Raw genomic sequence first — 25632 nt, forward strand, 5'->3', positions numbered from 1 at the left:
CGTGCCCCCTTAAAGGCCGAGATCGGGAACGTCGAGCCAGCGACGTTCTTCCCAGGACTTGAGGCCGAGTTCGGCAAGCTGCACGCCCTTGGCGCCGGCTTCGAGGCCGTATTCCCATGGACCATCTTCGACGACGTGTTTTAAGAACAGCTCCCACTGGACCTTGAAGCCGTTATCCGCGGGCCAATTGTCCGGGACCTCTTCCCAGTCGTTGAAGAAATCCATGGTCTGGGGTTGGTCGGGGTTCCAGACGGGCTTGGGCGTGTTGACGCGGTGCTGGGTCCAGCATTTGTGCAGCCCGGCAACCGCCGAACCGTGCGTGCCGTCGACCTGGAAGGTGACGAGGTCGTCGCGGCGCACGCGAACGGTCCAGCTCGAATTGATCTGGGCAATGATGCCGCCTTCGAGCTCGAAGGTTGCGTAGGCCGCGTCGTCGGCGTCGGCTTTATAGGTATTCCCCTGCTCGTCGACGCGCTTGTTGATGTGCGTCGCGCCAAGGCACGAGATGGATTTGACCGGCGCAAAGGTCTTGTCCATCACATAGCGCCAGTGCGGAAGCATATCGAGGATGATGCCGCCGCCGTCGCCCTTGCGATAGTTCCAGGAGGGACGCTGCGCCTTCTGCCAGTCTCCTTCGAAAACCCAATAACCGAATTCGCCGCGAACCGAGAGGATCTCACCAAAGAAGCCGGACTCGCGCAGCATCTTGAGCTTCATCAGACCCGGCAGGAACAGTTTGTCCTGAACCACACCGTGCTTGAGGCCGGAAGCCATGGCCTTTTTGGCAATATCGATGGCAACGGAGAGGTCGTCCGAGGTCGGCTTTTCACAATAGACATGTTTGCCGGCGGCGAGCGCTTTCTCAATCAGGCCCGCGCGGATTTTGGTGGCGCCGGCATCGAAGAAGATTTCGTCGTCCTTGTTGGCGAGCGCAACATCGAGGTCGTCAGAATAGCGGGCAACGCCGTGCTTCTCCGCTACGGCCTTGACCTTGTCGAGGTTGCGGCCAACCAGAATGGGATCCACCATCAGCGTATCGCCATTCGACAGCGATAGGCCGCCCTGGTCCCGGATCGCGAGGATCGAGCGGACCAGGTGCTGATTATGCCCCATACGGCCAGTGATGCCGTGCATGATGATGCCGATGCGGCGTTGCGCCATTGCGGACCTCCACCCCTCTTTGTGTTGGTATCGTTGTAACTATCCAGTTACTTACAAGAGGATTCCGGAGGCGTCAAGCGGCGTTGAGCCCGTCTTTGGTCGAATGGGGAAAGAGTCGAGATAGCGTTGTCCCCGTCCACCCAGCGGCCGCAGAGCGGGCGGACATGCATAGGACTTTCTTGCTCGAGGGGAGTAGCGAGCACTTCGATTACAAGGGAACTAACCAGTTACTTACTTCTTGACAGCTTTCAACTCTGTCGTCAGAGTCCCGTGCCAGCGCTGCGCATTGTCATGCCTGCGGCGCGATAACTTTTGGGAGGAAATCATGCGTCTTGTGACCAAGGCCGCGCTTGCCGTGGCCGCCTCGACCATCGCCCTCACGGCGGCGGGGGCGTTCGCCCAGGACTATTCCTGGCAGCCGGATCGCCCGATCAACATCATCGTACCATGGGGTGCTGGCGGTTCGACCGACCAGGTAACCCGCGTTACGGCTCCGATCCTTGCCGAGCAACTGGGCACCGAGATCGTCGTCGTCAACCAGCCGGGTGCATCGGGCGCCGTGGGCACGCAGGAAGTGCTCAACGCGCCAAAGGACGGCTACACCTGGACGGCCAATGCGATTGCCAACAACGCCACCTATACCGTGACCGGGCTTGTCCCCGACACCAGTATCGATGACTGGCACATCTACCTTTCCGTGGCCAATGTACCAGTGGTATCGGTTCCGGCCGACAGCGAATTCGAAGATTTCGGTCAGCTGCTTGAAGCTTTCAAGGATCACGGCAGCGAAATCACCGTCGGCACGGCGGGCGTCACCTCCTCAGGCGGCATGGCGATCGCCGGGCTTGGCCATGAGGGCGATTTCGAATACCGCATGGTGACCTATGACGGCGGCGGACCGGCCGCGATTGCGACGGCCGGTGGCGAAGCCATGGTCACCACGCAGCTTGCCGTCGAGCAAGCCGAGTTGATCCGCGGTGGACGGCTGCGTCCACTCGCCGTGCTGTCGGCCGAGCCGCTCACCATCGAAGGCGCCGAGCCGATTCCGCCGATCACCGAGTGGATGCCGGAATTCCCGATCGCGCCTGACTATTTCGGTATCTTCATTCCGCAGGGCGTGCCCGAGGAAGTCGTCGAAACAGTCAACCAGATCTGGGAAGAACACGTTTCGAACTCGGAAGCGCTGATGGACTACGCGCAGACCAATGGTGCCGTGTTCTCGCCTTCTTATGGTGAAGAGGCGCGTGCACTCTCCATGCCCGTCGTGATCATGGAAGCCTGTGCCGCCGAAGGCCGCGGACTTGAAGTGAACGACCCTTCGACAATCGGCATCGATTGCGAAACCGGCACCGAGATGTAACCGTCTCGCACAGACCGAGTGTTCGGGCACCCGGCGCGTTCCGGGTGCCCTTTGCCAATTTTCCGGGTGCGCAAATGGACGAGCAGACCTCCGATTCCGAACACCGGCCAGACTGGATGAACCGCGCCGATTTCCTCAGCGGCGTAGTGTTTACCCTTCTGGGCCTCACGATTGTTTACCTGTCATGGGTGATGCCCCGTCTCGAAATCCGCGGCATTCATCCTTCGACCGTTCCCGGGCTGGTACCCGGCTTGTTGGGTGCGCTGCTGGCGATTAGCGGCGTCCTTCTGGGCGCAAAGGGCCTTTCGCGTATCCGGGGCAAAGCCGGTTGGGGCGCGTTTGCTGCGATTTTCGTTTCCCAACAGGCGATCCGCTTCGCGGTCGCCACCGCACTGTCGCTCATCTATGCGCTGGTGCTCGTTGGACTTGTGCCGTTCTGGCTGGCGACGGGGCTCTTTGTATTCGCGCTCATCGTCGCCTTCGAGGTCTGGCTCAACGATACACCCAAGCCGCTCCTGAGATCGGCGATCCTGGCCGCCATACAGGCCGTGATCGTCGCGGCCGTCGTGACGGCGGTCTTCCAGTACGGCTTCCTTGTCCGCCTTCCTTAGCGAGACCAAAGCATGTTTGACGGCCTCATCCTCCTTGCCAATGGCGTTACGCACTTTCTGACTCCCGAGGCGTTGTTCAATCTCGCCTGGGCTAGCCTTCTGGGCATTGTCATCGGCGCGCTGCCGGGCCTGACAGCAACCATGGGCGTCGCACTGCTGGTGACCCTCACTTACAAAATGGCGCCGGATCAGGCGATTCTGAGCCTGATGGCTATGTATGTGGGCTCGATCTATGGGGGCAGCCGCTCTGCCATCCTACTCGCCATTCCCGGCACGCCGGCGAGCGCAGCGACGACACTCGACGGTTTCCCGCTCGCCAAGATGGGCAAGGCGGGGATGGCGATGGGAATCGCTACGACGTCCTCGGCGCTCGGCACAGTGGTCGGCGTATTCTTCCTTGCGCTGATCGCCCCATGGCTGGCGGAGTTCGCGCTGCGGTTCCAGTCCTACGAATTCTTTTGGCTCGCCCTTTTCGGCGTGATTATTTCGGGGCGCCTCACCGCGATCGACGATCCTATCAAAGGTTACATCGCCGGTATTCTGGGTCTGATGTTCGCCATGGTGGGCATGGAGAACCTGCACGCGCATCAGCGTTTCACCTTCGGGATCAGCCAGCTCGGTGGCGGGATCGATCTTATTCCGGCCATGGTTGGGGCATTCGGTTTTGCGGAAATCCTCACGGTGATGAAGCGTACGGCTGTGCCTGAAATGGCGCAGAGCACCGATCGGGTCATCCCCCGGTTAAGCGATATCACCAAGCATTGGTGGACGACGATCCGTTCAGGCATCATCGGAACGATTGCCGGCATTATCCCTGGTGTAGGTGAGGATATCGGCTCCTGGTCGTCCTACGCTGCCGCGCGGCGCGCAAGTAAGGAGAAGCACCTTTACGGCAAAGGATCGATCGAAGGGCTTGTCGCCGCCGAAACTGGCAATTCCGCGGTTATTCCCGGCGCCATGATACCGACGTTGACGCTCGCCCTGCCCGGCTCGGCCGCAGCGGCCGTTCTGATCGCGGCGATGCTCATCCACGGCATTCGTCCCGGCCCGCAGATCATGGTCGAAAACCCGGAATTCGTCTATCAGGTCGTCGGTATGCTTCTGCTCTCGACAATCGCCATCACGATCTACGGACTGTCGCTCACCCGCCTGCTCGTGCGTGTGCTGACGGTGCCGCGCGAGAAGCTGATGCCGGTGGTATTCGTCTTGTGCGTCGTCGGCTCATTCGCCATCACCCAACGCATGTTCGACGTTTATGTGATGATCGCGTTCGGACTGGTCGGCTTCGTGCTGCGGGAGATGAAATATCCCATGGCGCCGCTCGTTCTCGGGATCATCCTGGGCGATCTGCTCGATGTCAATTTGCGACGCGGACTTTTGATCACCGACGGCGATCCGACGCCATTTTTCACGCGCCCGATCAGCGCGGCCCTGTGGATCGTCATCGTAATCACAATTTTAATGAGCATTCCCAAGGTGAACGCAGGTGTCGCGGGTCTCTTCAAGCGCGTCCTCCCCACGGGCCGGTCCGGCTAACGAAACCGGGGATAGGCCGGCGGCATCCAAGGCCCGCCCCCGCGACGCAGCACGGACGCAGGCAGCGATCCTTGCGGCTGCGCGGGCAGAGTTTACCGAACGGGGCTTTGAGGGTGCGCGGATCGATGCAATCGCGAAGCGCGCCAAGGCCAACAAGCGGATGCTCTACCATTATTTCGGCAACAAGGAAGGCTTGTACAAAACCGTCCTTATCGAAGCCTACCGCCAGATCCGGCAGGGCGAGCGGGCGTTGGAGCTCGATCAATACGAGCCCGCCGAAGCCGTTTCGCGGCTGGTGCGCTTTACGTTCCGGCACTTTCTTCAAAGCCCGTGGTTCATCGCGCTTTTGACCAACGAGAACCTTCTGCAGGCACGCTACATCAAGACTTTGCCCGAGATGCACGGGTTGCATTCGCCGCTCGTCGAGCAGTTGCGCAAGCTGGTTGAGCGCGGCAGCGCAGCTGGCGTGTTCAGATCCGATGTCGATCCTGTGCAGCTATACATTTCGATTGCCGCGCTCGGGTATTTCTACGTCTCGAACAACGCCACGCTTTCCGTCATCTTCGAGACCGACCTTTCAAGCGAAAGTCAGATCGACGCGCGCGAGGCGCACGCGGTCGAGATGGTACTCAACCATCTCAAGCCCTGACAGAGGCCAGCGTCGTTTCCACAACGTGCTCTTCCCAGCTCTTGAGCCGTTCGGCTTCCTGCAAGTCGCGATCGAAGATCGCTGACAACGTATGCTTGTTGGAGAGGTAGAAATAGCACATGGCGGCGATGGTGAGATAAACCGTCAGCGGATCGATGCCGGGGCGGAAGACGCCCTCAGCAGCCCCACGTTCGAGTACGTCGGCCAATTCCGTCATGAAATGCGAATGCATTTCCATCAGATATTTCGAGCCCTTGAGGTGCTCGGCCTCGTAGAGGTTTTCAGTATTGAGCAGGCTGATGAATTCCGGGTGGGTGAGGAAATAGGTCCAGGTGAACCGGGCGAGCTCGGATAGCGCTTCGACCGGGGATTTATGGGTGAGGTCCAGTTCATGCTCGGCGGTCCGGATCGAACGATAGGCCGCTTCGAGAACGGCGGTGTAGAGCCCGATCTTGTCGCCGAAATAGTGATAGAGCATGCGCTTGTTGGTGCCTGCGCGCTCGGCAATCGTGTCGACCCGCGCGCCACCGATACCCTTTGCGGCGAATTCGGCGGTCGCCGCCTCGAGGATCGCGCTTTGTGTGCGTTCGGGATCGCGCTTGTTCGCTTTTGCGCCGTTCTGTGTGTCCATCTACCCGATCTGCCCCAACGCCTCGACTCGTTATTGAATACTGAGGGCGATCAATAAACGAGATGCGGCGCCAATACAAAGGCGGCAAGCGGAACGCTCAGCCGCGCCCGCAGATCGCGTCGATCCGCACTGTCATGGCCTCGACCTCGATAGCCGTCAGCAGGCCCATCCGATAGTTGGCGCGCCAGGTGCTGTGTGCCGGCACCGCCGCGTAGCGTCCAGCGGCCTGTTCGGTGGCACGTCCTTCGGTGCCCGAGGTTGAAGGCAGCAAGAGCCCGAGCGCGTCTTGGTCGCCAGTGCGGCATATCCAGCGGATGGCGCGGGGGAGCTGGTCAGGGCGATGCGAGACGTAGTCGGCAGTGCCGTCTGGATGGCGCTGCAGGGCATGGGCCCAGCCTTCGGGATCGGTCTGCATCGCAACATCGAAAACAACCTCGGGATCAAATGCAAGATCCGGCTTGATGTCGTGGTGGAGCTCAGGTTCCTTCGCCAATGCCGCAAGAAATTCGGGATACCCGGGCTTGGGCGTGATGTGGCTGGGGATCGCTTCGCGGACCCGAATGGCTTCGGGCGTATAGGGCGCCGAATAGACCAGCTTCGCACCGTCGACAGGCCGGAAATTGATGTGGCCGAGATACATGAGCGCGATCTCGGCGCTCATCAGATTGTCGAGCGTCACAGCGACATCCATCACGGCAGCATCGGCACCGAGCGTGACTTCCGTACGAAGCCTATAGTCTATGGCGAAAGCCTTGCCATAGCGCACCACGCCTCCGATGGTGACAGTGCCGGCATCCGTATCGAACCGCAGATAGGCGGTATCGAACGTCATGTTGGGTACCTCACCATGAAGAGGATGATCGTCACGAGGCCCAGGCGCACCAATGGCGGACATGCCGCAATGGATGAGGAAGGCGCCGTAGTTTTCGAGATAGTTGCTTGTCTGGCGCGGCGTATCGAACATCGACTTCATAGTGAGGTCGCGACCATCGAACCGGGCGCGCCAAATCTGCTGCCCCTTGAATGGGAGCACGACGATTTCGCCGCGCGCATTGGCGATACGGAGCGCGGCGATTCCGTTGTCATAGCGGAACGTACTGGCGGTAATGGCACCGTACTGCGCCAGTTCGCGCTCACGTTCACCAAACAACGCCTCACTAAGGTGCACTGTGACGGTGTTGACTGCAGTGCCTGCAAGATCAGTCATGCTCTGTTCACGCTCCTCCCAAACCGGAACAGGGCGTAGCATAGTGCGGCACAGAGCCCAAGCGTGATCGCGACCTAGGCGACCTTCATCTGCGACGTTCTGCGTAGCCCGTAGGCGAGCGCGAACTGGACCGCCAGTCCGCTCCCCAGCAACAGCGCGTCGGTAATAAGGTGATCGCCGATACCGGCCTTGATCGCCTGCATGAGAATCGACAGCACCGATCCGGTAGCAAAAACGGCAAGACCGTGCTGCCCCAGGAGCGCGAAGGGTGCCATCCAGGTGCTGCGCGCAAACCTTTCAACCCAACCTTGCGTGGAGAGAAAATAGGCGAGCGCGAGGAAGTGCAGCATGCGCGGGAACGCCAGGAAGGTCTTGTCGAACCCGACGAAGGAGTACGGGACTCCCAATTCACGCAACACACCCAGCCCGGCCCGGCCCATAACGCCCATCTCGGGCACCAGACGCCAGATCAGTATGGCAAGAAGAAAAAGGCCGCTCGCCCATGTCAGCCAGCCGATTTTCGGCACAAAACGCTCACCGCGCTTCATCGCCATGCCGGTCAGAAGCCCGAGCACAAAAAGGATCTGCCACGTCAGCGGGTTGAAAAACCATCCGCCGGGATTGGGGTAAGCAGGGAAGTTCAAACGGAACTGGGCGGCAATCGCCCAAACGAGGATCGACGTCCCGAGCAGGAGCAACGGCCGCTTCAGTCCCACAATGATCATCGCGGGCGTGGCCAGCAGGAACACCGTATAGAGCGGCAGGATATTGAAATATCCCAATTGGTGGCCGAGCGTCGGGATGCCGATCATGACGCCGAGTGGATGGGTGAAGATCGGCGCCATGTTTATTGTTCCCAGCAATTGGGGTAGCCTGAAATAGAGCGCTCCGGCTGCCATGATGCCCATTGCCATGGCGGTCGTCGAAAGATGGACGAAGTAAAGCGCGCGGGCGCGCGCCCAGACCTTCGCGATTGCCGGCCACAGCGGACGGGAAAGGAAGCGAGTCGAATAGGCGAGCCCGGCAGCGACGCCGGAAAGAAAGACGAACGCCTCCGCGGCATCCGAAAAGCCGTAATTTCGGTTGGTAAAATGCTCGAACAGGGTGCCGGGCACGTGGTTGATGAAAATCATCACGAGCGCCAGCCCGCGGAACACGTCGATCCGCGCATCCCTGGGGCTCTTCCCAGCCGATGCAACCGATTGCACGACACCGGGTGGAACGACATCGCGCGTCCGCAGCGCGTCTTTATGCATGGCGGCGCGCACCACCGGTAGGTTTGTTTTCTACCACTTCCATGATGCCTTGCGGTCCGGTCCAGGCCAAAACAGCGCGTTCACGTTCAAGCAGCACTGGGCTCGGCTCAGCCTCCAATGGGGAACGGAAGAGCGCAGTTGTGCTCCGGCCGGACGACCAGGAAACCAGAAGCGGCGCTGCGATCATCGGAATAGCAACGGGCAGGATCCATGGCACGATCTCGGGAAGGAAATACGATGCGCCAGCAAGGAAAAACGCACCAATGACGACCACCCAACTGGTCACGGCCCAAGCGTCGCGCAACGGCATCACCGTGCCGTCGCGCCGAGTCGGCGGCCAACCACCGTCAAGCCCCAAAAGCACCTCGATGACGGCCCGGGTCTGGAACATCAGCATGAGTGGCGCAAGAAGACTGGACAGGATCAGTTCGGTGGCCACCGAAGCGCCTGCCAACGCTGCCCCGCCGAAACGGCGAACCTCACCCGTCATCACGGCGCGTATCAAAATGAACAGCTTGGGCATGATCAACAGACCGAAAATGCCCGCAAGGAGCGCTATGGCCTTTGAGGTCTGATCGTCCGGAAAGACCGGGAACAATTGATAGGGTTCGGGGAAGTAATCCGGCGGTGGCACGAAATGGGCGGCGGCGAGGCTCAGGACGAGAAACAGCGCCCAGATCGGCGAGGACAGGTAGGCGAGGATGCCCTGAATGAAAATAAACCGGTTCCAGGCTTTGAGCCCGGGGGCAAACAAAAGCCGTGCGTGCTGCAGGTTGCCTTGACACCAACGCCGGTCGCGCTTGGCGAACGCGATGAGGTCTTCCGGCCCCTCTTCATAGGAGCCTGTAAGATCGGGATCGAGGCGCACCCGCCACCCGGCGCGAGCCAACAGCGCGGCCTCGACATAGTCGTGGCTGAGGACGTAGCCACCGAATGGCGGTTTGCCGCTGAGCTCGGGCAATCCGCAACTGCCCGCGAATGCCCGCGTGCGCACGATGGCATTGTGCCCCCAGAACGGCCCCTCTCGACCCTGCATAAGCGCGATACCACGGGCGAAGACAGGGGAAAAGAAAGAGGCCGCGAACTGCATAGCGCGGCCGAAGCGCGAGCGCGCGCCGACGATAACCGGCAAGGTCTGCAAGAGCCCCAGTTCAGGCTCGGCCTCCATGCGCCGAACCATTTCCACTATGGTGCCCCCTTCCATCAGGCTGTCGGCATCGAGGATCAGAATGAATTCGTAGGCGGCGCCCGAATGGGTGATGAAATCCTCTATATTGCCGGCCTTCTTGCCCGCATTGTCCCCGCGGCGTCGGTAGAACATGCGCCCACGAGCATCCCGGCTCGCAACCAGACGGGCAAACCATTTTTCCTCGAGGGCAGCGATGGACGCGTCGTGCGTATCCGAAAGGATAGCGAAATCAAAGAAATGCCCCATGTTGGTCGCAGCAAGAGATGCATCCATCGCGGCAATGCGCGAGAAGGTTTCGATGGGATCTTCGTTGTAGATGGGTACCAGAATGGCGGTCCGCCCGCGGATCGGGGCGCCGGTTTGTGCCTGGTCGTGGGTCCTGGAGCGGTAGAACAAACCGACGATGCTCTGGCTCGCACCCCAGGCCAGCCAGAGTGTACTCACCGCGATCAGTGCCGTGCGCAGCAGATCAAGCGCGGTGAGGCCATCCACCGATGCAAACTGGATGAAGAGCGAAGACGCCGTGGCACTCAGCCCCGCGCTGAGCGCAAACGCTGCAGCCCTATATCCCCCCGCCTTGGCGGCGGAACCGGTCATCTCCCTAATATCCTCGACGTATGGTGAGAAGCGGTAGCCGCACCATACGCACCAGGACACTGCGCAACGGCACCTCGGGTTCGAGCTGTTGGCGAGGCATCGGCAACGGTGCGTAGGGCAATTGCGCCATAGCGGTCTCGTTTCGAGACTCTTGGGATTCGGAGAAGGCACTCATGCGGTCGGCATCCATTGATATAGCCAAGTTTCAGTCAGGCGCTGGTTGAATCCTGCGACATGGGCGACCAGTTCGATCGTTTCTTCTCCGGCAAACCGGACGTCGATCGCGAGCCGCCAGACATCGATCCCGTCAATCTTGAAGAGTGCGGTATGCACGATCTCCCCGCCAGCGATCGAAACGACCGGTTCGGGTGGCGTTTCTATGTCCGCGGGCAAGCGGCCAAGCTTGCCGCCTTTGAAGTCAACAACGAACTTGCGGAGATCTGGTTCATTTTCTACACCGGCGACCCCGCCGTGGCCGGTCCGGGTTTCGAGCACATAGGCCAGGTCCGCGGCCGGATCGGGGTCGAGATTGCCCCAGCGCATGCGGTAGCTGTATTCACGCTCGTCGCCTGCCTTTGCCTGTTGTGCGGGCACCCAGAAGGCCACGATGTTGTCGTTGATCTCCATGTCGGAGGGAATTTCGACCAGCCGGATGTTGCCTTCCCCCCAGTCACCGACCGGCTCGATCAAGAGCGATGGGCGGCGTTCGTAATGAGCTCCGGCATCCTGAAATTCAGCAAAGCTCCGGTCGCGCTGGAACAGACCGAACGCACGGGGGTTGGTCTCGGCGAAATACGAACTCGCAAGACGCGGCGGATTGTTGAGCGCGCGCCAGAGCACATCACCATCGCTGCGCAAAATCTGCAGTCCGTTGCTATCATGGACCTGCGGACGGAAATCGTCGAAGTACGAGCGATTGTTTTCGGCATAGAGGAACATCGAGGTCATCGGCGCGATACCGATCTGCTCGACGTCCTTGCGGAAGAAGAAGCGTGCGGTCACGTCGATGACTGTCTCTGTCCCTGGCCGGATATCGAACCGAAGCGCACCTGTGGCGCTCTGGCTTTCGAGAGCTGCGTTGACGACGACGTTGCGGGCGCCAGGCAGCGGCTTTTCAAGATAGAAAGCGGAAAAGCGCGGAAATTCCTCGCTGGCGGAAAGGCCGGTATTGATCGCCAGCCCGCGCGCGCTCAGCCCATAGAAATTACCGCGCCCCAGCGCCCGGAAATAGCTGGCACCGACGAAGGCGATGACTTCGTCGAAGAGGTCGGGACGATTAAGCGGATAGTTGAGCCTGAACCCGGCGACGCCAGGCAATTCGGCGTCGTCCGCAACGCTGTCGGCCAATGCACCTCGATAGTCGAAGTCTGCTGTTGTGAAACCGAACGGGATGGCCTGGCCATCCGCGACCACGTAAAGACGTACAGGCTCGTTATAGAGCCAGCCAAGGTGGAAAGCATGCACCCGGAATGCGCTATCCTGACCAGACCACCGCGCATGGTCCGGACGGAAATGGATATGCCTATAGGCGTCATAATCCATCTCCGCCATGAAAGGCGGCAGTTCGATTGCGGCGGAGCTGAACGGCTCTCCGGCTCGCCTGCGCATGGTCTCGGTCAGAATATCGAAGGAAAACGGCTCGCCCTCCGGGCGCGGGCCCGGTTCCTGGGCTTGCGAATTTTCCTGCGCAAAAAGAGCGGATACAGCAGTCGACGAGAGGAACAGGCTAACGGGCAGCGCCCCCAGAAGAAAGCGGCGGCGGGAAGAAAAAGCGGAGGATGACAAAGGCATGGATTTCGACTCTATGACGACCTCTCGACGTAAACACCGGCGCGCAAAACTGCGCTAGCGCCAAACGCGCAAGAGCCCATGAAGTTCATGCATATCTCCCCTGCATTTGTCGCATAACTGAATTTCCGACCTGAAATCATACACCTAGCCGGGCAGTTTTTGGCGCCGGGAGCGCGCTACGGCCGGTTTAAGGCAAACTTATGGACGCCCGTTCCGCACCGGAGATGCCGCAAATGCCGAACACGACCCAGGATACCCGCGTCCTCACAACGGGCGGCGCGATCCCTCTCCCACATCCGTCCGCGATGCCCCACCCCCTCAACTTCCGTGGCGTTTCGGCGACGGCACCTCAGAGCCACTGAACTCGGGACAACACGGCCAAGCCGACAGAAATGAAAAGGAATTTCATAGTAGGCCGCGATTTTCCGTAAACAATGTTGACAAGGGGTGGGTTTTTGATCAGTTTACGAAAATAAATTACACGACAGAGGGACCAGAACGGGCGTCGGCATGAAGGTTGGAATTGTAGGGCTCGGCTTCAGAATGGGCTATCTGGCCCATGTATTTACGGAGATGGGGCGCGATTTCGAAGTTGCGGGTTATGTCGATCCCGCGCCGGCTGGCCTCCCGTCCATGACGGAAGCGGGCATTCCTGCCGGCACCTCGTATGAAAGCATCGCCGCGTTGCTTGCGAATGAAAAGATCGATCTCTTGATGATCGGTTCGCCCAACCACATGCATCTCGATCATATCCGCGAGGGGCTAGAGGCGGGATGCACGGTTTTTTGTGAAAAACCGATCGTTTCGACCATCGAACAGAGCTATGAACTGGCCCGGTTAATTGCACGTCATGGCCGTAACCAGCTTTTGGTTGGGCTCGTGCTGCGCTACGCGCCTTTATATAAAGACCTGCGCGCAGCCCAGGCAGAAGGGCTCTTGGGTGATATCGTCTCTATCGAAGCGTCCGAGCATATCGAGCCGGGGCATGGTGCGTTTTTCATGCGTGACTGGCGGCGCTACGAGCAGTATGCCGGCGGCTTCATGCTCGAAAAGTGCTGCCACGATCTCGACCTTTACAACGGCGTCGTCGGCGCGCGGCCAGCGCGTGTAGCAAGCTTCGGCGGGCGCAAAAGCTTCGTTCCGCAAAACGCTCCGGCCAATGACGGCGCAAACGATCTCGACGTCTACTATGCCAAGCCTTCGGGCTGGATGGCCAGCGACAAGGTCTTCGACAGCGACGGTGACATCGTCGATTTCCAGACAGCCATCGTTGAATACGAGAACGGCGTGTCGATGACCTTCCATACCAATCTCAACGTGCCCGACCAGTTCCGGCGCTTCTGCGTTATCGGTTCCAAAGGCATGGCCGAGGGCGACTTCATCCGCGGCTATCTCAACGTGCATGAGGCACGGACCAACGCGCATCTGGTCGACAAGCGGTACTCGGCACGCACAGCTCTTTCCCAGCACTACGGTGCTGATGAGCAGATGGCCGAAGACGTTACCGCGCATGTGCTCGAAGGTGCGCCTTTGCCGGTTACGGCAATCAACGCACTCGAAGCCGGCCTGCTAGCCATGGCGATGGACGAGGCGCGGCGAACCCGGAAAGTTATTGAAATGCGCGAGATATGGGATCGCTTCGATCTCGCGCTTTCCGCAAACGCAGCCTGAGGGGGGCTACGAAATGACTGGAACCCGAAGCGCCATTACGTTCGCTTGGCTCCTTCTGCTTCCTGCCCTCGTCTACATCCTCGCGATCGTTGGGTATCCCCTCATCGATACGATCAACCTGTCGTTCACCGACGCGTCCTTGCGGCCGACGGTCAATTTCGTCGGTTGGGAAAATTACGAAGATATCTTCAACGCCGAGTTCGGCGGCATCATCCTGCGCACCATCGTCTGGACCACGTTTTCGGTGGGCCTCAAGATTTTGATCGGCACCTGCGGCGCGCTGTTGCTCAACGCAGCGATCCCGGGGCGCACGCTTTTCCGCATCCTCACCATGCCGCCCTGGATCATTCCGATCCCCATCGGCGTCTTTGCCTGGGGCTGGCTCTACAACGGCCAGTTCGGGATGATTTCGGCGATCCTCGAAGGGCTCGGGCTCACCAGCGGGCCGACGGAATTCCTCGCTTACGGCAATACGGCCTTCTGGTCGACCATCGTTACTGACGTATGGATCGGTGTGCCGATGGTGACGATGTATCTGCTCGCCGCCGTTCAATCGATCCCCAAGGACCTCTATGAGGCCGCATGGACCGATGGGGCAAACCGGTTCTACCGGTTCCGGCGCATCACGCTGCCGATGCTCCTGCCGGCGATCGCGACGATGTCCACGCTCTCGCTGATCTTCACCTTCAATTCCTTCGACATCATCTGGATTTTGACCGGCGGCGGGCCGCGCGGGCAGACCACGACAATGATCATCGATACCTACAAGACCGCCATCGGCAGCTACAAATACGGGGCCGGCGCCGCCCGGGCGGTGATGATCTGCCTGTTCCTATCGGTCTTCTGTTTCTTCTACTTCCGGCTGATCAACAAAGTTTCGAGGCAAGGCGCATGACGAGCACAGACAGCATCGTGCGGGACGGCATCGCCGCGGAAGCTACGCCCATAGTCCCCCAGACGCAGGCCGCGCCCAAGGCCAGCGATACCCCGATGATCGACCGGTATGGGCCGATCGAAAAAGTGCTGCTTTATATCGGCGCAGGCGCCTTTCTCCTGTTCATCCTGATGCCGTTCATCGAAGCGGGTCTCGTGTCGCTCAAGCCGCTGAGCCACCTCTTTTCGCGCCCGTACAATTTCTTCCCGGAAAATGCGTCGTTCGATGCATATATCGATATGTGGCAGAGCGTTCCGCTTTTGGGCCGGTACATTGTTAACGGCCTTTTCATCGCGCTTGTGCAGACCGCGCTGGCACTCCTGCTCATCGTGCCGGCATCCTACGCGCTCGCACGTTTCGAGTTTCCCGGTCACGGCCTCGTTCTCGGTGGCTTCCTTGCCGTCAGCATGTTCTCGGGCGCGGTGCTGCTGATCCCGCTTTACCGGCTGATGCGCACATTCGGTATTCTCAACACCTATTGGGCCATGATCATTCCGGGCACAGCCTTCCTGCTGCCGACGGGCATCTGGCTCTTGCGCACCTACATGCTGCGTATTCCGCGCGAGCTCGAAGAGGCCGCGTGGGTCGACGGCGCGGGACGGTTCTATATTTTCCGCCGTGTGGTGCTGCCGCTTGCCATGCCCGGCGTCGTCGTCGTGGCGCTCACCGCCTTCATCACATCCTTCGCCCAACAATTCATCTTCGCGCTGACCTTCAACTCCAAGAGCGAATTGATGCCGCTATCGGTCGGCCTGTTCTCGTTCTTCGGACGCCAGGAGGTCGTCTGGAATGAATTGATGGCCGCGAGCATTACCGGGATTTCGCCGGTGCTCGTGATGTTCATATTCCTGCAACGCTACCTCGTTGCAGGCATGACCGCTGGCGCAGTCAAACAATAACAAAGCGCCAAACCGACTACTCAAGGAGAAAAGGGAACATCATAATGAAAGCACTATCGCCCAGCGTGTTGGCAGGCGCCTCCGCCGTTGCGATCCTTGCCGCGAGCCTGCCGGTTGGATCGGCATTTGCCCAGGACACGGTTATCCGATTCATCCAGTGCGGCGACCAGATCGCCGAAACCTATCCCGAGCTTATCGAGCAATTCGAAGCCGACCATCCCGGCGTGACGGTCGAGGTCGAAGTCGTCGGCTGGGGCGAATGCCAGGACAAGGCAACCACCCTCGCCGCTGCCGGCGATCCGGTCGGGCTCGCCTATATGGGTTCGCGCACCCTCAAGCAGCTCGCGCTCAATGAGCTGATCGTGCCCATTCCGATGACCGAGGAAGAAAAGGCGTCGTATTACCCGCACATCGTCGACACCGTCACCTTCGACGGCCAGCAGTGGGGTTTCCCGACGGCGTTTTCCACCAAGGCGCTCTATTATAACAAAGGCCTGATGGAAGCGGCTGGCCTCGATCCCGAAAGCCCGCCCACGACCTGGGATGAGCTTTACGAAATGTCCGAGGCTGTCGCCGAGGAAACCGGAGTTTCCGGCTACGGTCTGATTGCCAAGAGCTTCGACTCCACCGCACACCATTTCCTCAACTGGCTCTATACCAACAATGGCAGCGTCATCGACGAAGAGGGCAACATCACGCTCAACAGCCCCGAGGCCGTCGAGGCGCTGGCAGCGATCGGACGGATGGTTCCGGTCTCCGAACCCGGCGCGACGGCCTATGAATCTGCCGAGCTTCGCGCGCTGTTCAACGACGAGCAGCTCGCCTTCCTGCAATCGGGTCCCTGGGAGCGCGTGCGCTTTAACGAGGGTATAGACTGGGGTGTAGCTCCGTTGCCGACCGGCCCGAGTGCGACCGGTCCGGGCACGCTGCTGATCACCGACAGCCTGGCGGTCTTCAACGGCACCGGGTACGAGGATCTGGCAATCGAATTCGCCCGCTTCCTGACCAATCCGGAAAACCAGTTTGCCTATGAAAAGGTGCATGGGCTTACGCCCTTGCGTCCGGTGCCGGGCGTTGATGATTTGGTGGCCGAAGACCCGACGTGGAAACCCTTCATCGACGGCATTCCAAATGGCGGGCCCGAGCCGCTGTTCGTCGATTATCGCGGGTTCCAGGACGTCATGATCGACATGGTGCAGTCCGTGGTGCTCGGCGAGGCGACAGCAGAGGACGCGATTGCGACCGCGGCAGCCGACCTCGAGGAATACAAGTAGGTCTCTCTTCCACCCACAACCCCCGCGCGGCACAAGCCGTGCGGGGGAAGTTCCGGACGATGTCCCGGTATCCCAAGCCAATAGGAGTATCGCCTTGGGCCAGCTCACCCTATCGAAACTCAGGAAGTCCTTCAGCAACATTGAGGTGATCAAGAGCGTCGACCTCGATGTCAAGGAAGGCGAATTCGTCGTGTTCGTAGGGCCGTCGGGCTGCGGAAAGTCCACGCTTTTGCGCATGATCGCCGGGCTCGAGGAAGCCACGAACGGCGACATCATCATTTCCGAAAAGCGGGTCAACGACCTTCCGCCCGTCAAGCGGGGAATTGCGATGGTGTTTCAGTCATACGCGCTTTATCCGCACATGTCGGTCTTCGAGAACATCGCCTTCCCGCTGCGCGTCGAAAAGATGAACGAGGCCGATCTGAGTACCAAGGTCCAAGAGGCGGCACGCGTTCTGCAACTCGATACGCGGCTCAAGCAGAAGCCGGGGACGCTTTCGGGCGGCCAGCGCCAGCGCGTGGCGATCGGGCGCGCTATCGTGCGCGAACCGAAGATTTTCCTCTTCGACGAGCCGCTTTCGAACCTCGATGCGGCACTTCGGGCCGAGATGCGGATCGAGTTGACGAATCTGCATAAAAAACTCGGCGCGACGATGATCTACGTCACGCACGACCAGATCGAAGCCATGACGATGGCGGATCGGATCGTGGTGCTCAATTTCGGCGAAATCGCCCAGGTCGGAACGCCGCTAGAGCTCTACCACAAACCAGCCAACACCTTCGTTGCCGCGTTTATCGGCAACCCCAAGATGAACTTCCTCAACGTAACATGTACTGGCGCCGATGCGTCCGGCGTGACGGTTTCGCTCGACGGGTCCGGCGAGGCGCTGATCCCCGTCGCACGCCATGATGGCCTAGTGGGCAAAACGTTGACGCTGGGTATCCGCCCCGAGCACGTCCACCTCGGCAATGGCGATCTCACGACGACGTTTACCCCCGGTGTCATTGAACGACTGGGCATCCACTCGGTCGCCTATGGCGCCGTTGGCACCTCTGGAGGGGGCGACTTCTGCGGCCTTTTCCCAGGTACCGCCGCTATCCACGATGGCAAGCCAGCGACGGTCGGCATCAATGCCGTCGATTGCCATCTGTTCGACGAGCATGGGCTGGCGCTCGAGCGGCAGATCGAGCTTTCGGAGGCCGATCCGGCGCTCGTCGACCCTTCAGCCGCATAAGAGCCCGATTTAAAAGTCGGTCGGGTCGGTCTGGCGGGCCTTGTTTGCCTGTGGGAGGTGGAAACTCGAAGTCAATATGGCTGATATTGCCTCCGATTTTCCACCTCCCACAACCAAAAATCCCTCGCCAGCCCTCTGCCGCCGACTTTTAAATCGGGCTCCAAGAGGAATCTGGCCAGCCTACCAGACGCGACCGCGTGCCGCGACTGGCAGGCGGCGCGTCACCACCCCCTCGTGGTGGAACACCACCGCGTCGAACATGTTTGAAACCACGCAGGTGTGATTGGGGATGATGCGGAGCTTCTCCCCGATCTCTGGCTTTCTCGCACAAGCTGAAAGGTCGACGACGGCGTGCTCTTCAGAGAGCCCGGTGATGCGCGCATCAGGGTAGTCCACGATCAACCCGTAATCTTCGAAGCCAAGCAGGTCTGAAGTGAGCGCCTTCGATCCGGAATCGAGGACAGCGCGCGTTTCAGTCGGACGGGAAACGACCGTTGCGAGGACGTGCATGGCACATTGGTCGAGACTGGCGTGCCCGGCACGCATCATGGCCCGATCGTTGTAGATATACGTGCCCGCCCGGTATTCGGTGGCCGATGGCACTTTATGAGCCGAATAGAGCGAGGGCGTGCCGCCCGTCGAAACCACCGGGCAGTCTATGCCTGCCTCAGCAAGCAAGGCGAGCGTCGCCGAAAAGAACGCCTCGACAGCCTCTTCCGAAGACGGTTTGGGATAGGTCAGCAGTCCACCGAAGCGGAGCCCTGGCGCGGCGGCAATCGCCTTGGCGAGATCAAACGCGTCGGTGGGGCCTTGTACGCCGCACCGCCCGCCTCCGGTGTCGCACTCCACGAGAACCGTCAGCGGTTGGTCGGCGGAGAACTGGCTGGCAAGCCCCGCGACCGTCTGCCGGCCGTCGGCGACGACCTTGAGGCGCGCGCGTGTGTTGAGGACCGACAGTGGGTCCAATTTCTCCGCACCCAGGATGTTGAACGTAATCAGGATGTCGTCGAAACCCGCGTCGGCGAAAACCTCGGCCTCGGAGATCTTCTGGCAGTTGATGCCCCGCGCGCCGGCTTCTCGCTGGGCTTCGGCAAGCGCGGGGATCTTATGGGTCTTGATGTGGGGACGGAATGCGAGGCCGTGGGCGTCCATATAGCTCTGTACGCGCGCAATATTACCCGCAACAACGGCCTCGTCGATCACCGGTACCGGGGTGGACAGTTCGTAGATGGACGTCCCGACGAGCATTGATGGCCTCGGTTGCTGAAAAAGGATGCCGCTACTTTTCGCTCGGCTCAGGAATTTTTTTTCCATAAGAGGCTGACCCAAAAGTCCGCGGTTGAGGATTGGCGAGGGATTTTTGGTTGGAATTGAAGGGGAATTTTGGGCAATATTGGACATATTGGCTAAAATTCCCCTTCAATTCCGGCCAACAAAGACCCGCCAAGCCGACCCGTCGGACTTTTGGGTCAGCCTCTAAGCCCGTGCGGGTCGGCAACCATCGGCCAGATGTCCTGCCGCGCCTTGCGGTAGGGAGTCTTGGCCGGATCGTTCGGATAGGGCGTCCCCGCCGCACAATAGATAATGCGGCTGGCGATGCGGGAGAAGGAATCGTAGAAATGATTGGTGGATTTGACCACCAGCACGTCCTTGGCCTCAGGATCGATGCCCAGTGCCGAAAACAGGCTCGGATCGAAACTTTGGGCGCGGGTAGAGTTGAGGATCACATCGATCCCGTCGACCTCGATCAGCGCGCAATCTCCCATTGGGACGAAGCTGTCGCCGAAGCGCATTTCGGCCTTGGGCACCACGCGGGCGATCCGGACATGCGCGTCGATAGGATCGCCGGTGCCCGGAGCTGACTTGGCGCCGAACCGGAGAGGAATGTGAGCGCCCTCTCCCGCTGCCATGCAGATCTGAACGGCGACGGGGTCCCAGATTGTGCCGACGGCTGCGTTGCTGACACCGCGCTTCAAAAGCTCTGCAAGTACAATGGTCGCATCGCCCGCCGTGCCGCCGCCGGGATTGTCCCACATGTCGGCGATGACGACCGGCTTGCCCGGCGGAACAGATAACGCTTCGTCGACGGCTGTCGCGACGTTCGCCTGCGGCATCAGGAAGGTTCCACGCTTGGCAAAGAGCTCCATGCCGAGGCGTTCGGCGAGCGCCTGTCCTTTTTGCCGATTGCCGTCGGTGATCGCAATAATCTTGGTGCCCATCTCGGGTACATCACCAGCCATGAAGCCATGAATGACCGATAATGAAAGCACCTCAGGGTCTTCTCGCTCTATGCGCATCAGTTTCTCGATGAAGCTGCGCATGGGTTCGCGCGATGTCGGGAAAACGTCGATCATCTTGACGTCGAAAACGGACATAACGGGTACGATTTCACCCTTGAGCGTACCTACGGCAATGCTCCAGAGGTCTTCGGCGCGCTCGACGAAGTCGGTATGGGGAAATTCCTTGAACGCGACGAAGAAATTGGCAGCTGCGCAGCGACGGGCGGTGAGGTGGCTGTGCGGATCGAGCTCGGCGCAGACCAGCATATCCGGACCGACGATCTCTCGAACGCGGTCGAGCAGATCGCCTTCCGGATCGTCATAGCCATCGGCGACCATGGCGCCGTGTAAACCAAGCACAACGCCGTCGACCGGCATGGCCTGGCGGAGTTGATCGAGGATTTCGTCGCGCAGGGATTCGTAGGCCTGCCGATTGATCAGCCCGGCCGGATCGGCCCAAGCGCTCGTGCCCTCCACCAAATCCCAGCCAAGCTCTTTTGTAATGGCCCGCCCTACCGTAAGCGGTGCCGAGCATAGCGTAGGGGTTTCCGGATGTTTGCCCGGAGGCGCGTAAAGCGAAGCCTCGAACGCCCTGCGGTCGATGCAGATGGGGGAAAAGGTGTTGGTTTCGGTTGCGAGGACTGCAACGAAAAGTCGCAAGAGGAAACTTCCTTATCGAGCGATACTGACGCGGCCCTCAGACCGTCGTGCTGCCGCCTCCCATCGGATAGGGCATGTAGCCGGTAAAGCCGGAAATCTTCCAGCGCTCATCATGGCGGCGGCAATAGTAAAGCGTCTGCCACCTCATTTCGTCGTAACCTCCATCGGCACGTTTGATACCACCGTTGAATTTCTTATGCGCCAGCGCGAGGTCCCCGGCGATTTCGATTTCGGTCAAGTTCGTGGTCGCGAAGATCGCCATGCGTGGATCCTCGGCAAATTCCTGTGTGGCGAAATCAGCTGCCTGACGCAGCCATTCGTCGCGATAGGCGGCAAGCGAAGGGAAACCGAGCCGCCAATCATCAGGGTTGGGCGCGCGCCGGGTATCGATGCCGATAAATCCCTCGGCGATAAAGTCACCCGCCACCATGCTCCAGTCCGCGGACAGGAAAGCATCGATGTCGCGCGGCACGAGCATTTCCCAAATGGCGCGTCTGTCGACATCGGTGGCGGTAAACGGATTGGCGAATGGGTCCATCATTGAAAAAATTTACATGATCCGCGATTTTTCCTAGCAAAAATCCCCTGAATCTGGTCAGATGTCAACCAAACAGGAAAATGATTTACAAAAATGTCGCAAAGAAGGGGCGAAAATGGCCATTAAGCGGTATGGCGCGGAAAAGAGCGGGGCCGGCGGGCAGAACCTGCCGTTCGCGCGCGCGGTCGAGGCCGACGGCTGGCTCTATGTGTCCGGTCAGGTCGCGATGAAAGACGGCGAGATTATCAATGGCAATATCGTCGAGCAAACCCACCTGACGATCCAGAACGTCCTCGCGATTCTCGAGGAGGCCCGCTACGGGCTCGAGCATATCGTGCGCGTCGGCGTATGGCTCGACGATCCGCGCGATTTCTGGTCGTTCAACGGCGTCTACAAAAGCTATTTCGGCGAACATCCACCTGCCCGCGCCTGTGTGCAATCGCGCATGATGGTGGACTGCAAAGTCGAAATCGACTGTGTTGCTTATAAGTCCGAAAAGGACTGATCGAAAAACCCCACGGGAGGAGCAACGCATGGACATCATGGCCACTTTGCAGGACGAAATGGGCAATCTGAGCCGCTCCGAGCAGCGGATTGCCGATATCGTTCTGTCGGATACGAGCTTTGCGATGAACGCCTCGATTATCGAGCTGGCTGCGCGGGCCGAAGTGTCGCCGCCGACCGTGACGCGGTTCTGCCGCCGTCTCAGCTGCCAGTCCTTTTCCGAGTTCAAGGTCCGGATCGCCCAGACCGCCTATATCGGTACGCGCTATCTCAATCCCGAAACCGAAGCACAGTCCGCGCGCGATATCGCCGAGAATATCGTCACCAAAGCGCAGTCCGCGCTTTATGCGGTACACAGCAGCCTCGATATCGACCTGATCGAAGAGGCTGCAGCCAAGGTTGCGTCTGCGGGGATGGTCTATGCGTTCGGTTCGGGCGGCAATTCGGCAATGCTGGCCAATGAGTTGCAGAACCGGTTATTCCGGCTCGGTCTCAGGGTGACCGCGAGTGCCGACCATACAATGCAGCTCATGCTGGCAGCGGCGATGCAGTCCGACGACATCATCATCGCCTCCTCCTTTTCGGGCCGCAACATGGAGCTCGTCCGCACCATCGAAACGGCGCGCGGCTACAAGGCGTTCACCATTGCATTGACGCGGCCCAACAGCCCCATCGCGGATGCTGCCGATATCGTTTTGCCGGTGGATTTGCAGGAAGGGGTCAGGATCATGCGGCCGACCTCCAGCCGCTATGCCTTCCTGATCGTCGTCGACATCCTGGCAAACCTCGTAGCGGTCAAGCGCAATCAGGCTGCGGTCGAACCGTTGCGCCGGATCAAGCAACAGCTCGTCACCCACCGCGACAAAGACGACACGGAGGTTCTGGGTGACTAGCCTACATTTCTCCTCGAATCCCACCCAGGGCCTGTCATCGGAGTAGCCATGAGTGCATCGGTTGCCATCATTACAGGAGCCGGCGGTGATATCGGACGGGCGATCGCGCAAAAGCTCATGCGCGCGGATCGTATCGTCGTACTTGCAGACAAGGACACCGCCGCGGCTAAAAAAAGCATTGAGGCGCTGTCTGGCGCGCCGGGACGCGCCGTAGCGATCGCGTGCGACGTAACCGACCCCGCCTCGGTCTCCGCCATGGTATCTGAAGCGGCCAGCCATGGCGAAATCGCTCTGCTGATCAACAATGCTGGCGCGTCCCTCGGTGTCAGCCTCCAGTCCTCAACGCCCGAGAGCTGGGCACAGGATGTCGCGCTCAACCTCAATGGCGCCTTTCACTGCTTCCACGCCGCTGCTGATCACCTCAAGGCCAATGCCGGTGTTGTCGTCAACATCGCCTCCGTCAACGGCACCGGCACATTCGGGCACCCAGCCTATAGCGCGGCGAAGGCCGGGCTCATCCACTTCACCCGCGCTATCGCGGTCGAATATGGGAAGTTCGGCGTCCGCGCCAATGCGGTCGCACCGGGCACGGTGCGCACGCAGGCATGGGAGGAGCGCGCGCGGGCCAACCCCAATGTCTTTGAAGAAGCGCGCCAATGGTATCCGCTCGAGCGAATCGCCCGCCCCGAGGATATCGCCAATGCCGTCGCCTTCCTCTCTGGTCCCGACGCCGGTGCGATCACGGGCGTCTGCTTGCCGGTGGATTGCGGGCTTTCCGCCGGACAGGCCAAACTCGCCAGAACCTTTTCTCAATCGTCCGATTTCTAGGAATCCCATATGCCGTACCCTGTCTTGCGTCTCGAATCCGTTTGGGAACCTGCCGCCACGCCCGGCGGAAAATTCACCTTCACGCTCGCCAATGTCTCCGGCGCGCGGCTCGAAGGCTTCACCCTCGCCTATTCCTCGCTCACGCGCACGCAGAAGGACCACACCTGCGAGAATGCGACCCTCAAGCGGGTCATCGCCAATTTCCATGAGTACGCGCCGCCGGCTGGGACAATCATCGAAGACGGGGAAACGTGGACCTTCACCGTCGAGGGCCTCAATCGCCCTGCCAGGCACATCACGGATGGTGCCAAAAGCGCCTACGTCGCGCTTGCCGATGGGAGCACGCGCCCCGTCGCGGTCGGTGACCTCATTTTGAAGGGCGCAACGGCAACGCCTCCCGCTCCACGCCTGCCCGAAGGGAGGCTCGACCAGCCGCTTTTCATGTTGCCCTGGCCCAACCGATGCGAAATCTCCGAAACACAAGCTGCACCGGTCGCCTTGTTTGCCGCGGAAGGCGCGAACCGTGATGCCCGTGGTGCGATCAACGACATTGCCGCGCTCTCGGACCGACTCTTTCCGGAATTGGCCACCCCCTTCTCCCTCGTTCCCGTCGAGGGCGGATTGCCCATCGCATTCAACTCGAACGCCACCCTCGCCGAAGAAGGCTACCGTATCGATTTCAGCACGGGCGGCGTTTCGGTTACGAGCAGCACAGACGCGGGGTGCCGCTATGCGCTCGTTACGCTGGCACAGTTGCTTCATGGTACTCGCATTGACGCCGAGCGCTTCTCCTTCCCCCTTGCGGGTACCATCGAGGACGCGCCGCGCTATGGCTGGCGCGGATGCCATCTCGATGTGTCCCGGCATTTCTACCCGGTCGCGGATGTTGCGCGCTTCCTCGATATCCTTGCCTGGAACAAGCTCAACATCTTCCATTGGCACCTTTCCGACGACGAGGGCTGGCGGCTCGAGATCGACGCTTATCCTGAACTCACGGATATCGGCGCCAAGCGCGGCCACGCCGAAGCGCTTATGCCGCAGCTCGGTTCGACGGCGGAAACCTATGGCGGCTATTACACCAAAGATGAAGTCCGCGGCCTGATCACACACGCGGCGGCACTCAACATCGAGATCGTTCCGGAAATCGACATTCCGGGGCACTGCACCGCAGTCCTCAAATCCCTGCCCGACCTCGTAGATGGACAGGAGGCGCCCGACAGCTATCATTCCGTCCAGGGCTATCCCAACAACGCGCTCAACCCCGCGATCGAAGACACCTATACCTTCCTCGACACCGTATTGGGTGAAATCGCCGAACTCTTCCCGTCCGACTACATCCATATCGGCGGCGATGAGGTTGCGGACGGCTCGTGGCTCGCATCGCCGCTGGCGAAGGGCCTCATGGCGCGCGAAGGACTCAACGGCACATTCGACCTGCAAGCTTATCTGCTCAAGAGGGTCAAGGCGATGCTGACCGCGCGGGGCAAGAAGATGTCAGGCTGGGACGAGGTTTCGCACGGCGGTGGGGTCGATCCCGATGGCACACTGCTCATGGCCTGGCAGAAGCCCGAGAATGGCGTGATGCTGGCCGAGCAGGGCTATGAGGTCGTGATGACGCCGGGACAGGCCTATTATCTCGACATGGTCCAGGCCGAAGACTGGCTCGAACCTGGCGCGAGTTGGGCGGGGACAGTGCCCGTGGAGCACAGCTACACCTATGAGGCGGCAGGTGCGTTCCCACCCGAACTCTCAGACAAGCTCAAGGGCGTGCAGGCCTGCATCTGGACCGAGAATCTCTTCAATCACGGGCTTTTCAACCGGCTCGTCTTTCCCCGGCTTTCAGCGGTTGCCGAGGCGGGCTGGACAGAAACGTCGAACAAGGCGTGGCTGCGCTTCGCGGCGCTCGCGCCCCTGATGCCAATGCTTTGAA

The 25632-nt window shown here is 60.3% G+C and carries 22 protein-coding genes; 13 read left to right on the forward strand and 9 right to left on the reverse strand.

What is annotated here, in order from left to right; translation table 11 throughout:
* Positions 1 to 9: 9 nt before the first annotated feature.
* Positions 10 to 1161 carry a Gfo/Idh/MocA family protein gene (locus tag LG281_RS08025; protein ID WP_404406106.1) on the reverse strand — a complete coding sequence of 384 codons (1152 nt, stop codon included), beginning with the start codon at positions 1159 to 1161 and terminating at the stop codon, positions 10 to 12.
* 325 nt (positions 1162 to 1486) lie between these two features.
* On the opposite strand from LG281_RS08025, the gene LG281_RS08030 reads away from it, so the two are divergent.
* The 4 genes from LG281_RS08030 (at position 1487) to LG281_RS08045 (ending at position 5317) form a co-directional block, all read left to right on the forward strand.
* Positions 1487 to 2521, forward strand: a complete 1035-nt coding sequence (locus LG281_RS08030; protein ID WP_404406108.1) for a Bug family tripartite tricarboxylate transporter substrate binding protein — start codon at positions 1487 to 1489, stop codon at positions 2519 to 2521.
* A 74-nt stretch (positions 2522 to 2595) separates the two neighbouring features.
* Positions 2596 to 3132: a tripartite tricarboxylate transporter TctB family protein gene (locus LG281_RS08035; RefSeq protein WP_404406110.1), complete on the forward strand. Its 537-nt coding sequence runs from the start codon at positions 2596 to 2598 to the stop codon at positions 3130 to 3132.
* Between the two features lie 12 nt (positions 3133 to 3144).
* Positions 3145 to 4668: a tripartite tricarboxylate transporter permease gene (locus tag LG281_RS08040; protein ID WP_404406112.1), complete on the forward strand. Its 1524-nt coding sequence runs from the start codon at positions 3145 to 3147 to the stop codon at positions 4666 to 4668.
* Complete coding sequence (locus tag LG281_RS08045) at positions 4619 to 5317, forward strand: TetR/AcrR family transcriptional regulator (RefSeq protein ID WP_404406114.1); 699 nt, start codon at positions 4619 to 4621, stop codon at positions 5315 to 5317. The genes LG281_RS08040 and LG281_RS08045 overlap by 50 nt, the downstream gene beginning before the upstream one ends.
* Here LG281_RS08045 and LG281_RS08050 read toward each other — a convergent pair.
* The 5 genes from LG281_RS08050 to LG281_RS08070 form a co-directional block, all read right to left on the reverse strand.
* Positions 5307 to 5948, reverse strand: coding sequence for a TetR/AcrR family transcriptional regulator (locus LG281_RS08050; RefSeq protein ID WP_404406116.1), 642 nt, complete (start codon positions 5946 to 5948; stop codon positions 5307 to 5309). The genes LG281_RS08045 and LG281_RS08050 overlap by 11 nt on opposite strands.
* A gap of 97 nt (positions 5949 to 6045) precedes the next feature.
* Entirely contained in the window at positions 6046 to 7155 is a 1110-nt protein-coding gene (locus tag LG281_RS08055) for a DUF4432 family protein (protein ID WP_404406118.1), read from the reverse strand.
* Between the two features lie 74 nt (positions 7156 to 7229).
* Positions 7230 to 8411, reverse strand: coding sequence for an OpgC family protein (locus LG281_RS08060; RefSeq protein WP_404406120.1), 1182 nt, complete (start codon positions 8409 to 8411; stop codon positions 7230 to 7232).
* Positions 8404 to 10197, reverse strand: coding sequence for a glucans biosynthesis glucosyltransferase MdoH (mdoH, locus tag LG281_RS08065; protein WP_404406122.1), 1794 nt, complete (start codon positions 10195 to 10197; stop codon positions 8404 to 8406). The genes LG281_RS08060 and mdoH overlap by 8 nt, the downstream gene beginning before the upstream one ends.
* A gap of 171 nt (positions 10198 to 10368) precedes the next feature.
* Positions 10369 to 11988, reverse strand: coding sequence for a glucan biosynthesis protein (locus LG281_RS08070; RefSeq protein ID WP_404406124.1), 1620 nt, complete (start codon positions 11986 to 11988; stop codon positions 10369 to 10371).
* 510 nt (positions 11989 to 12498) lie between these two features.
* Between LG281_RS08070 and LG281_RS08075 the strand changes: the two genes are divergently transcribed.
* From LG281_RS08075 to LG281_RS08095, 5 genes are all read left to right on the forward strand, one after another.
* Entirely contained in the window at positions 12499 to 13659 is a 1161-nt protein-coding gene (locus tag LG281_RS08075) for a Gfo/Idh/MocA family protein (RefSeq protein WP_404406126.1), read from the forward strand.
* A 13-nt stretch (positions 13660 to 13672) separates the two neighbouring features.
* Entirely contained in the window at positions 13673 to 14554 is an 882-nt protein-coding gene (locus tag LG281_RS08080; protein WP_404406128.1) for a carbohydrate ABC transporter permease, read from the forward strand.
* A 95-nt stretch (positions 14555 to 14649) separates the two neighbouring features.
* Positions 14650 to 15492 carry a carbohydrate ABC transporter permease gene (locus LG281_RS08085; RefSeq protein ID WP_404406667.1) on the forward strand — a complete coding sequence of 281 codons (843 nt, stop codon included), beginning with the start codon at positions 14650 to 14652 and terminating at the stop codon, positions 15490 to 15492.
* A gap of 44 nt (positions 15493 to 15536) precedes the next feature.
* Positions 15537 to 16766 (forward strand): ABC transporter substrate-binding protein, encoded by a 1230-nt coding sequence (locus LG281_RS08090; protein ID WP_404406130.1) that lies wholly within the window; start codon positions 15537 to 15539, stop codon positions 16764 to 16766.
* Between the two features lie 94 nt (positions 16767 to 16860).
* A complete protein-coding gene (locus tag LG281_RS08095; protein ID WP_404406132.1) occupies positions 16861 to 18000 on the forward strand; it encodes an ABC transporter ATP-binding protein in 1140 nt (379 codons plus the stop codon).
* Positions 18001 to 18180: 180 nt separating this feature from the next.
* Here the strand turns inward: LG281_RS08095 and LG281_RS08100 are convergent, their stop codons facing one another.
* The 3 genes from LG281_RS08100 to LG281_RS08110 form a co-directional block, all read right to left on the reverse strand.
* Entirely contained in the window at positions 18181 to 19248 is a 1068-nt protein-coding gene (locus LG281_RS08100) for a D-TA family PLP-dependent enzyme (protein WP_404406134.1), read from the reverse strand.
* A 221-nt stretch (positions 19249 to 19469) separates the two neighbouring features.
* Positions 19470 to 20939: a M81 family metallopeptidase gene (locus LG281_RS08105; protein WP_404406136.1), complete on the reverse strand. Its 1470-nt coding sequence runs from the start codon at positions 20937 to 20939 to the stop codon at positions 19470 to 19472.
* Between the two features lie 37 nt (positions 20940 to 20976).
* A complete protein-coding gene (locus LG281_RS08110; protein WP_404406138.1) occupies positions 20977 to 21480 on the reverse strand; it encodes a hypothetical protein in 504 nt (167 codons plus the stop codon).
* Between the two features lie 112 nt (positions 21481 to 21592).
* Between LG281_RS08110 and LG281_RS08115 the strand changes: the two genes are divergently transcribed.
* From LG281_RS08115 to LG281_RS08130, 4 genes are read left to right on the forward strand one after another with little or no spacing between them, the layout of a single operon-like run.
* Complete coding sequence (locus LG281_RS08115; protein WP_404406140.1) at positions 21593 to 21982, forward strand: RidA family protein; 390 nt, start codon at positions 21593 to 21595, stop codon at positions 21980 to 21982.
* 28 nt (positions 21983 to 22010) lie between these two features.
* Positions 22011 to 22874 carry a MurR/RpiR family transcriptional regulator gene (locus LG281_RS08120; protein ID WP_404406142.1) on the forward strand — a complete coding sequence of 288 codons (864 nt, stop codon included), beginning with the start codon at positions 22011 to 22013 and terminating at the stop codon, positions 22872 to 22874.
* A 48-nt stretch (positions 22875 to 22922) separates the two neighbouring features.
* Positions 22923 to 23702 (forward strand): SDR family oxidoreductase, encoded by a 780-nt coding sequence (locus LG281_RS08125; protein ID WP_404406144.1) that lies wholly within the window; start codon positions 22923 to 22925, stop codon positions 23700 to 23702.
* Positions 23703 to 23711: 9 nt separating this feature from the next.
* Positions 23712 to 25631, forward strand: a complete 1920-nt coding sequence (locus tag LG281_RS08130) for a beta-N-acetylhexosaminidase (RefSeq protein ID WP_404406146.1) — start codon at positions 23712 to 23714, stop codon at positions 25629 to 25631.
* Position 25632 lies beyond the last annotated feature (1 nt).

Source organism: Pelagibacterium halotolerans, from assembly GCF_044811015.1.
Taxonomy (GTDB): Bacteria; Pseudomonadota; Alphaproteobacteria; order Rhizobiales; family Devosiaceae; genus Pelagibacterium; species Pelagibacterium halotolerans_A.